Below are 8,689 nucleotides of genomic sequence, written 5' to 3'. Positions count from 1 at the left end.
GCTGTTGAACACAACCCGGTTTTGCCCCTGAGAGAAAGCAACTCGGCAAGGAAACATTAACTTGTACTCTTCATGGAATAGAGGCCTTGCGAAAGTAAACTCAATTCGCTCAAGTAGTATCGGCCTTTCAATCAACCAACACGACAGACGAATCCAGATTATATAGAGCGAAGTAATTAGAAATACCTCATCAAAGCCCAAGTCATTCGAAAACTTGATTTCCAGATGCGCTTCGCCTTCTAGTTCAAGCAAGTTAATCGATAGTTCATCGCCAAACAGACCTATAAACTTACTCGCTCTAAGCAAGGCATGCCGCAAGCTAGTTGCAGTAATTATAGCGTGGCACATCATGCTAAACGTGCCGATTTTAAGTGGCTTTTCGACGAAGCCACTTGCTTCATCGCCCAACTCAGACCAAAGTGAGTGGAGCAAAGGGTCTACATAGTTCAAATCAATACGCTGTAATGGGTCTTTTCCCATATCCAACTGAAACTTGTCATAATCGAGATCAACACTCGCAAAAATCGAGTGCAAATTAATATTTCTTCGCTTAGCAGCAAAAAAGAAAGCATCGACAAGCGCTATAGGAATACTTAAGTTGGGAGACATGAGAGCTCAGACTGGTCCGGATAAGGTCAATCTGTCAAAAAACATGGCAAGAGTCAAGAACTTAGGGGAAGCAAGAAGAGCTCCCCCTTTATCAGAAAGATAAGAGGGTATTGCGACTAAATACCCAAGGAACTTAGTAGGTCATCAACTTCATCTTGGTTAGTTCCAGATAACTGGTCGGGGCGTAAGTTTTGATCCTCGGGAGATAAACTACCAAAGAGTTCATTTAATGACATCATCGTCAACATAAACTTCTGATCGGTAATCTGATCTTCAGAGTAGAGGTTCATACACTTAACAAGCTCACCACTAATCGCTTCACGGATCTGTCCTTGCTGGACCTCACTCAAGCCTTCAGCACCTTCAAGAACTGCTTTTTCAACATTTTCCATTATGCCCATTTGCTGTTCTTTCATGGCCTGGTAGGTTTCGTTAACCTGACTAAGTTCACTACTACATGACATCACTACATTTTTAATTTGTTCCGTTCTCGATTCTACGCGAGCTTCGAGGTTTTGATTGAGATCTAGGATCTCCTTTTCATCAAGCTTTCGTCGAGTAATATCCCGGATCATCACGGTAAAAATGATTTCGTCATCAACAAGCACTTTGTTTGTCACCATCGACAACCAAGCTTGCTGACCTTCAATCGTTGTCTCTATTTCGAAGCGGCCATCGTCTTGCGTTTGGGATGCAAGAAACTCCATATATTCACAACCCTGATCACAGTCTTCATCATCAAGCATTAATTCGAGGCCGCCCCGAGGTTGAACAATTTCAAACTCAGCTTGGGGGTAAAATGCCAGCTCAGGTACAATTTCGTCGAGCATCTTACCTTCAACCTCACCCTCTTGCTTTTTGATAACATCTCTACACGCAGGGGTAACAGTAGTAATCTTACCGTGTTTATCGGTACTTAAAAAAATAAAATCGGATGAAACCAGCAAGATGTCAATCAGGTCACTTTGTCGCATGTTTTTTGTTTTACTTTATCGTCAAATTAAATGGAAGGTTGCATATAACATTAGCAGCAAACACCAGCTTTTCCATTTGCAAAAGGTAAAATCCTTAAAAAAGCTCGAGCTCTCCAGCCTCTTCAATAATGGGTTCCGTCTTATCAAGGTACGTTGAGTCGAGGATGTGTATCAACTCTTTACTAACACCACACTTGCTCGGCATTAAAGCGACAGTTGGAAACAACAAGCCAATATTATTGGCACGGCTATCGAAGTATTTTTCATTTGTTATAATTGAGTCAGACTCAATTCTTTGCATTCCTAAAATTTCGTCAACTACTACAGCGATACTGTTTGAGCCCCCGGTATTAAAGCTAACCAATGTTAACTGTTCTCCCTTAAGACACTGCTCCATCCCAATACGACGACGCAAATCAAGAACCTGCATGATCTGTCCATTTATAGTAGTCATGCCCCGAAAAAAGTCGCCCTGATAAAACAGCTTTACCAAGCTGTAGTTTCCAGAAAAAACATTCTCAACATCGCGACAATAAACCGCCAATCTGATATGACCAACCCTAGCGACCAAATATTCATTTTTATCCATAAAACCCTCTGTGCAAAAAAATCCCATGAAAACCTAAACTTACTAATATTTAGCACATCAAAATTCGCTATATAATTTAAAGTGGTAGCAGCCAATCGACATTCTGTCCAACTTTTATCTCTCTTTTCTCAAACTCTTTATCAAATCTGATGTATTTGTAGTCTATTTTAGGCTCTACATGCTACGCGAAGCTCTTGAAAGGTGGTAAGATGAGTGTCCTTGCGAACTTAATATTATCGACTGGAAAACCAGTTAAACCATGCATCCATAAAGCCAATGCATTACCTAAGCTATTTACTTCTTATTCTCTTTGCCTCTGCACCTTTTCTTGCTAACGCTGAGCTTATGCAGCAAGAAAACATTCGCTACTGGCAGCTATTCGATAGTAACAGCTCCGCCTCTCTCGAAGATATCGTTGGTACGCCAAATAACACCTGGACACCTCTCCCGAATGGCTATACAAAATTAAATGCCTTAGAAGAGGATTACTGGAAAGCATCTGACGGTGCGACGATGTGGGTTAAAATTGAACTTCCCCGAATTGTCGATTCGGATCGAATTTGGATTGAGCTTGCACCCAATGTCGGATTAGATGGCGAATTGGCAATCTATGAAAACGGTCTCTGGACCTGGAAGCACGCTGCTGGTAGGCACGCTAGTGACAATGCCAGTTTCCCAGCCACCTTTCTTACCTTCGTTATCGAAAAACCGCGCGAACATCGCCTAGCCTTCCTTAAAATCAAGAGTTCACAAGTCTTAAATTTCAGCATAAACATCCGAGACCACGACTCACAACTTTCTCTTCTTGCTAGTAGAAATCTTGTGTATGGCTTGTGTTTTGGACTGATGATTCTTGCTTTTGTCTACAACATGGTAATTGGCATCTCTGCTGGAGAAAGAGTTTATACTTATTACGCCTCTTACGTTTTATGTATGTCGCTATATATGATTGCCATGACCGGGTACAACCGCCTGGCGTTTCCCGATTGGGGTGGAGAGGGTAGCTTCACCAACCTGACCGCTTGCTTGCGTTTTCTGCAACAGTATTCGTTCGCGAGCTACTTGAAACTAAGACAACAATCCCCAAGCTCGATATATTATTACGCCTGTTATTGGCTGCAACTTTTTCGACCATATTTCTACTAGGGTTTATGTCTGACCAACTTGCCTACATGTGTGTAGAAACGATAGGTCTAGTCATTCCAATTATCATACTTGTCTGTGCTATCGGTGCACTAAAGCGTCACCCCCCGATGGCGAAGTTGTTTCTTCTTGCCTGGACCACTCACCTTATTACGGGCACCCTATGGGTATGGATGTGGCTTGGATACACCCCCCCATCACTAGACACCCTCAATATTTTCATTGCAGGTTCAGTGACCGAGCAACTGCTGCTAGCCATCTTGCTTGGCTATAAATACGCAAACCTGAAACAAGAAAACCGTAAGCTGGCAAGAGACGACGAAAATTATCTGGGTGAGTCAACTCAAGACCAGTTAACAGGGGTTTTTAGTCGTCAAACCCTCTACACTCAAATTGAACATACAATTAAAACTAGCGAGAACGACCTTGTTTGGATCGATATTGATATTGACAACTTTCAGAAGTTTAATGAGGCGCACGGCCTTCACGCAGGCGACCTATTGCTTAGCGAGTTTGGTCAATTGCTCCAAACAAAAGTACGTCGAGATAACCTAGCCGCAAAGCTGATCGATAAGGAAAATAGCTTCGCCTATAGAAGAGGGCTGGCAGGAAGAGTCGGTGGTGGGAAGTTTACTATACTTCTATCCAACTGCTCACTCCCCCAAGCCAGGCTCTACGTTGAAAGGTTAATGCGAGATTTCGAAGCCATCAAAATAAAGTCAAGCGATGGAAAGTGGCTAAATTCGAGCATCAGCGTCGGAGTTGTACATATTTTGCCTAATGAAGACTTTAATTCTGCCTGGAAGAGAGCAAGCAAAAAGCTACTGCTTGCGAAATCAAAAGGTAGTGCGCAGCTTTCGTTCTCCTAGACGACTAAATACTCAGCCACGGAAATAAAGCTTTTAACCGCTCCCCCTCCATTGACTGCATTAGCTCAACATTACGCTCTGGAATTTTTTCAGGGTTATCATAACTTTCTAGCGCATACTCCAAAGATTGCTCTCTAATTATGTGAAAAACCGGATAGGGAGCGCGATTTGTTAAGTTCGATTTATCATCCGGTTCGGTACCTTCAAACTGGTAATCCGGGTGAAAACTTGCCAACTGAAATACACCTTCGTAACCTTCTGAAACCAAAATTGAATTCGCATCCGACAGGCATGCTAAGTAAGAATAAAAGTCACTCAAGCCATTTGGGATAACAAGCAGAGTCGTTTCAATAGCCAGATTACTATCATTATCTAGAAACCTTAACTCTGCCAACAAGCGTTCAAGTATTGAGTCATAAGAGCTCCCAGTGTCGATCGCGATTCGGACACGTTCGTCTTCGTAGGGTTTGCGAGCAAACGGACACAAGTTAAGGCCGATTACCACTCGCTCCAGCCAAGCAACAACTTCTGACTCTACATGGCCAAGGGATAGCTCATTAGACATCTTTAAACACCTTTCCTGAAACATTTCATATTAAAGCGAGAATTTATCGGTCATCTTATCTAAGGTCGGCCCAGCAATGACGCCTCGCTCTGTAACGATATAATCGACCAAGCTCGCGGGCGTCACATCGAAGACCGGATTAAGTGCCTGTACGTTAGCCTCTGAAACTTGTTGTCCACTGAAACACTTAAGCTCATCGGAATCACGCATTTCAATCTCTATAGACGCACCGTTTTTCGATGCCATATCAACCGTACTGCTAGGCGCAACGACCATTACCTTTGCGCCATGGTACCTTGCCTGAATCGCCAAAGAGTAGGTGCCAATCTTGTTTACAACATCTCCGTTAGCTGCAATCCTGTCTGCACCAACGATAATCCATTCAACCGATTTGTTTTGGATCACCCACGAGGCCGCCGAGTCCGCATTTAAGGTAACCGGGATATCATCTCTCATGAGCTCCCAAACAGTTAATCGGGTACCTTGCATCCAAGGGCGCGTTTCATCTGCAAAGACTTCAGTGATTAAGCCATCACTCCAGGCTGAGCGTATAACCCCTAAAGCCGTTCCATAGCCACCTGTAGCCAAGCCTCCGGCATTACAATGAGTCATGACAGAGAACGGTTTTTCATGGAAGCGTTTAAACACGGAACAGGCTAAATCACCCATTTTAAAGTTGTTAGCAATATCCTCTTGATGAATTTCCTGGGCGCGGAGAAGCAGCTTTTCTAAACTAAAATCCTGCTCTTTCTGCGCTAGGAGCTCTTCCTGCATAACTTTCAGAGCCCATGCTAAATTTACCGCGGTAGGCCTAGCTTGACTCAGGAATTCAATATCCTTGTTAATACGTTCATAAAAATCGACTCCATTCATTAAGTGCTTTTTTGCGCTCAAAACAACACCGTAAGCCGCACAAATACCAATTGCAGGCGCTCCACGTACAACCATCGTCTTGATTGCCGTATAAACCTGTTCAACATCATGACAACTCATATAATCTTCAGACAAAGGTAGATTTCTCTGATCCAATAGAACCAGCGCACCATCTTGCCAATCGACCGCTTTGACGCTTAGAGACTCAAACTTATTATTCAATGACTATACTTCCTACTGTTTCATTATTTCGGTGGGACTCTATCATGCATGAGTAGTTTGCAATACCAGTTCCCTCAAACTCAATTAACACTTCTTTTCTATCACCACCTACAACAAACACTGAAGGGTTCTGAGATAGCGGTTTAACAATAGATTCTGCATCCCCTACACTATTCCCGGAGTGCGAATGCCCTGAACCCTGCTGCGCCTTTTTCTTAGAGTGATAGAGTTCGTCAAGAACAAACATCTTGTACGCTTCTGACTGGTATAAAGCTTTCAGGTCCTTTGTAAAAACGAGCAAATGAGGCTCGTTAGTACGATTTTTAACAAGTACTCTGACCTTTGAACCAGAACTAATATTGACAGATTGCGGCCACACCCTACCAACAAGCACTTCAAGCTCGACGGTACGATCAGTCGCAGCCTGACCAAACAAGGGGTCTTTCCAGTATTCACCTAAAATATCTTCTGCCGTTACGCCGGCATTCGTAGTAAGGGTAAATAAAAGAAGCAAGGAAAGGAAAAGGTAGGGCATAATAAACTTTGGTAACATCTAAATGTTGTTCAACCTAAGCAACACAACATGGAACAAAACTACAAGTGACCTTCTTTATATGAAGTATACACCAAATGTACTAACAATTGCCGGCTCTGACTCTTCAGGCGGTGCAGGCATACAAGCAGATATCAAAACATTTACTGCCTTAAATGTCTATGGAGCATCAGTCATCACCAATGTCACAGCTCAAAACTCAAAGGGAGTTAAGGCCACCTATCCACTACCAGCGAAAGTTGTGAAGGATCAGCTACAAACAGTCATCAGCGACATAAACTTTAAAGCTATAAAGATAGGAATGCTGTATTCAAGTGAAATTATTAACGAGGTCGTAGAATGCCTTTCCAACAACACAAGTACACCTATAGTAATCGACCCAGTCCTTACTTCCAGTTCAGGCGTAATGCTTCTAGAAGAAGCCGCAAGAACAGCCCTGGTTGAGAACTTGTTTCCTTTGGCCACTCTAATAACACCCAACCTTATGGAAGCAAACTACCTGCTCCAATTTAAAGGAAAAGACACTGAAAATTTATGCACTCAGAATAAGGCCTTATTATTATCTGAGTTATTTGCATGTAGCGTTCTACTTAAAGGAGGTCATGTAAATGGCGAAATCGTTACCGACTACCTGCAGACCAATAAGGCAATGAATTCATTCTCGCACAAACGCATTGCAACAAATAATACTCATGGAACCGGATGCACACTATCTTCAGCAATCGCTGCAAACTTGGCTAAACAGCCAGACTTATTCATAGCTGTTAAAGAAGGTATATCATTTACCGAATCTTGTATCCAAAATGCTGACGGTTTACAGGTCGGTAATGGTTACGGCCCAATTAATCAGTTGCCATTTTCACAATACTAATTAAGCGATATAATTCTTTGCGGATATTTTCTGCACTATACTGCTACTAATATTACTAAGGGACTTCATAGAATGACAAAGCTAAGCATTTCGAAAAAAATTATACTAGCCTCTAGTTTAACAGTACTACTATCAGCTTGTGCCAGTAACCAAGTAGCTATATCAGAAAGCGTTCAACAAAAATCTGCCCAAGCAGCTTCACAGTCAACTTTCACACCAGAACAAGCAATTGACGAAGCAGAAGAAAAACTGCTAGTTGCGAAGAAAAAAGGCGTAGAATTCTTCTCTCCATTACATCTTAGGCAAGCAGAAGAGAGCATTGCATTAGCACGCGAGTACCTAACAGCCCCTCCCAGCGATATAAAAAATGCCTCTTTAATGTCCGCGATCGCTGCACAAAAATATATAGAAAACGCTTACGAGAATAAAAAGAAAGTTGAAGGAAATCTAAGGGAGTCCTTAAAAAATCTCGACATTCTAGAAAGTCTCAACGCCCCAGCTCTTGTACCCGACCAATATCAAGATGTCATGGAGTCGCTAAATGACATCATTCAAGAAATTGAACAGGGCAACGTTGCTGATGCTAAAAAGAGTGAAGTAGACCTTCTTGAAGACATGGCTGATACCGAAATATCGACACTAAAAGTAACACATCTTAATGAAGCTGTTTCGTTTTTCGAGCGTGCCTCGGACATCGACGCAGATGAGTACGCCGAATTGAGCTATGAAAAAGCAGAAGCTAAACTTGAAGCCTCAACAAGCTTTATTGAGAAGAATTATAGAGATAGAGAGGGGGTAAAAGCTGCAGGCATTGATGCTCTTTTGGCGACTAAAAAAGCTTACTTCGTTGCGATTGAAGCCGAACGCACGGTAAAAATGAAACCAGAAGAAGCTGAAAAGCACGTTCTTAAAGTAATGGAACTTCTCAATAACATTCACTTAGCTACATCAGGTCAAGACATTGAGCCTGAAAAACTATTTAACCAGTCAGAAGTTATAATCGATCTTATAAAAGAGCTGAAAAAGGCCCCTGTACAAAAACCTGAGCTTCCCGCTTCCCAGATCCAAACTTTCGCTGCGCCTCGATCCGAGCCGCTTGTGATTGAAACGCTCGAAGCACCTGCTCTGCCCGCCGGACATAAACCTCTGGAAGGCTTAGAAGTGGACAGCAGCGCTACCGATATCTCTTTACGTAAGGATGAAGACAGCTTTGATGCCATTGAAGTTGCTTCAGATAGCACGACTCTCGAAGAACAACAAAATAATGTTAATACCACTCCTGAAAGCACTCAAGCAGTTATTGATAATACGCAAGCAAACTTGAATAGTAATGAAGCCGTTGATGCCGTTGATGCCGTTGATGCCGTTGATGCCGTTGATGCCGTTGATGCCGTTGATGCCGTTGATGCCGTTGATGCCGT

At 42.6% G+C, this 8,689-nt stretch carries 9 protein-coding genes and 1 pseudogene; 4 read left to right on the top strand and 6 right to left on the bottom strand.

Annotated elements, in window-relative coordinates; translation table 11 throughout:
* The 3 genes from A3729_RS06485 to A3729_RS06475 form a co-directional block, all read right to left on the bottom strand.
* Positions 1-609 (bottom strand): AraC family transcriptional regulator ligand-binding domain-containing protein (locus tag A3729_RS06485; protein WP_197475628.1); only part of this gene is annotated, 609 nt, incomplete at its 3' end.
* A 116-nt stretch (positions 610-725) separates the two neighbouring features.
* Positions 726-1,583 carry a hypothetical protein gene (locus tag A3729_RS06480; RefSeq protein ID WP_068506415.1) on the bottom strand — a complete coding sequence of 286 codons (858 nt, stop codon included), beginning with the start codon at positions 1,581-1,583 and terminating at the stop codon, positions 726-728.
* A 94-nt stretch (positions 1,584-1,677) separates the two neighbouring features.
* Entirely contained in the window at positions 1,678-2,172 is a 495-nt protein-coding gene (locus tag A3729_RS06475; RefSeq protein ID WP_068506412.1) for a chemotaxis protein CheW, read from the bottom strand.
* 276 nt (positions 2,173-2,448) lie between these two features.
* On the opposite strand from A3729_RS06475, the pseudogene A3729_RS33820 reads away from it, so the two are divergent.
* Together A3729_RS33820 and A3729_RS06465 are read left to right on the top strand one after the other, a co-directional pair.
* Positions 2,449-3,530, top strand: a pseudogene (locus tag A3729_RS33820) (7TM-DISM domain-containing protein); the annotation flags it as partial.
* An 18-nt stretch (positions 3,531-3,548) separates the two neighbouring features.
* Positions 3,549-4,184 (top strand): GGDEF domain-containing protein, encoded by a 636-nt coding sequence (locus A3729_RS06465; protein WP_369820093.1) that lies wholly within the window; start codon positions 3,549-3,551, stop codon positions 4,182-4,184.
* A 4-nt stretch (positions 4,185-4,188) separates the two neighbouring features.
* Here the strand turns inward: A3729_RS06465 and A3729_RS06460 are convergent, their stop codons facing one another.
* The 3 genes from A3729_RS06460 to A3729_RS06450 are packed head-to-tail and all read right to left on the bottom strand — an operon-like array spanning position 4,189 to position 6,379.
* Positions 4,189-4,749 carry a DUF1415 domain-containing protein gene (locus tag A3729_RS06460; protein WP_068506406.1) on the bottom strand — a complete coding sequence of 187 codons (561 nt, stop codon included), beginning with the start codon at positions 4,747-4,749 and terminating at the stop codon, positions 4,189-4,191.
* 30 nt (positions 4,750-4,779) lie between these two features.
* Positions 4,780-5,844, bottom strand: a complete 1,065-nt coding sequence (gene mtnA / locus A3729_RS06455; protein ID WP_068506400.1) for an S-methyl-5-thioribose-1-phosphate isomerase — start codon at positions 5,842-5,844, stop codon at positions 4,780-4,782.
* Entirely contained in the window at positions 5,837-6,379 is a 543-nt protein-coding gene (locus A3729_RS06450) for a hypothetical protein (RefSeq protein WP_156490687.1), read from the bottom strand. Before A3729_RS06450 ends, mtnA begins: the two co-directional genes overlap by 8 nt.
* Positions 6,380-6,458: 79 nt before the next feature.
* Between A3729_RS06450 and thiD the strand changes: the two genes are divergently transcribed.
* Both thiD and A3729_RS06440 read left to right on the top strand, forming a co-directional pair.
* A complete protein-coding gene (gene thiD / locus A3729_RS06445) occupies positions 6,459-7,268 on the top strand; it encodes a bifunctional hydroxymethylpyrimidine kinase/phosphomethylpyrimidine kinase (protein WP_068506541.1) in 810 nt (269 codons plus the stop codon).
* Positions 7,269-7,340: 72 nt separating this feature from the next.
* Positions 7,341-8,689: hypothetical protein (locus tag A3729_RS06440; protein WP_197475627.1), on the top strand; the 1,349-nt coding region annotated here is incomplete at its 3' end.

The organism is Oleiphilus sp. HI0043, assembly GCF_001634935.1.
Note: the sequence above shows the minus strand (reverse complement) of the source record. Positions and strands in the feature narration are given on the sequence as shown.

Coding starts and splice junctions, on each gene's coding strand:
- A3729_RS06480 (WP_068506415.1), bottom strand. CDS start 1,583: ATGCGACAAAGTGACCTGATTGACATCTTGCTGGTTTCATCCGATTTT.
- A3729_RS06475 (WP_068506412.1), bottom strand. CDS start 2,172: ATGGATAAAAATGAATATTTGGTCGCTAGGGTTGGTCATATCAGATTG.
- A3729_RS06460 (WP_068506406.1), bottom strand. CDS start 4,749: ATGTCTAATGAGCTATCCCTTGGCCATGTAGAGTCAGAAGTTGTTGCT.
- A3729_RS06450 (WP_156490687.1), bottom strand. CDS start 6,379: ATGCCCTACCTTTTCCTTTCCTTGCTTCTTTTATTTACCCTTACTACG.
- thiD (WP_068506541.1), top strand. CDS start 6,459: ATGAAGTATACACCAAATGTACTAACAATTGCCGGCTCTGACTCTTCA.